1 protein-coding gene is annotated in these 705 nt (G+C 68.2%); it reads left to right on the top strand.

The window, feature by feature from the left end; translation table 11 throughout:
• Positions 1 to 557: alpha/beta hydrolase (locus NFL01S_RS33855; RefSeq protein ID WP_157117342.1), on the top strand; the 557-nt coding region annotated here is incomplete at its 5' end.
• Positions 558 to 705 lie beyond the last annotated feature (148 nt).

The following is a 705-nucleotide window of genomic DNA, read 5'->3' as shown; positions in this document are numbered from 1 at the left end:
AGGATTGCCTGGATGCCTACCGGGCATTGACACAGCGGCATCCCGCCGGCGACATCACCGTGATCGGCGACTCCGCCGGTGGATTCCTCGCCTTCGCGACTGCGGTGGCAGCACTGCGGTCCGGGTGGGACCGCCCTCGCGCGCTGGTCGGAATCAGCCCGTGGCTGGACCTCGATTGCACCACCAAGGCCGAGGCACCGACCGCCACAACCGAGGCATTCCTGCCCCCGAAGGTGTTCGAGGCAGTGGCGCGCTGGGGATGCGGGGGCGCCATCCAGCCCGCCCTCTCGCCGCTGCACGCCGACGACGACGTCCTCGCCGGTCTCCCGCCGACCCTCTTACTCGCCTCGGACTCCGAATTCCTCTGCCCGGACGCGGAAGCCATGGCCGAGCGGCTCGCCCGAGCCGGGGTGCGCCACGAGTTGCATCTGTGGCATCACCAAATCCATGCGTTTCCCGTCGTCGCGCCGCGACTACCCGAGAGCAGGCAGGCCATCGATACGATCGCGGCATTCTCCGCCGCGTCCGGTACTGCCGTCGACGACCGTGTGGCGTGACGACGCCCATCGATATTGCCCACTTTCCGGTGCCGACCGCCGGCACCACCGAATGAAGAAAGAAGGAGTTCCTCGTGTTCAGTGAGGAAGCATTCCAGGCCGCGCTCGCGCAGCCTCGGCTCGCCCGACCGGTGCCTACCGAACTCGC

Source organism: Nocardia flavorosea NBRC 108225, from assembly GCF_001613385.1.
Lineage (GTDB): Bacteria > Actinomycetota > Actinomycetes > Mycobacteriales > Mycobacteriaceae > Nocardia > Nocardia flavorosea.
The sequence above is the reverse complement of the archived record's forward strand: the minus strand, read 5'-3'. Positions and strand labels throughout refer to the sequence as shown.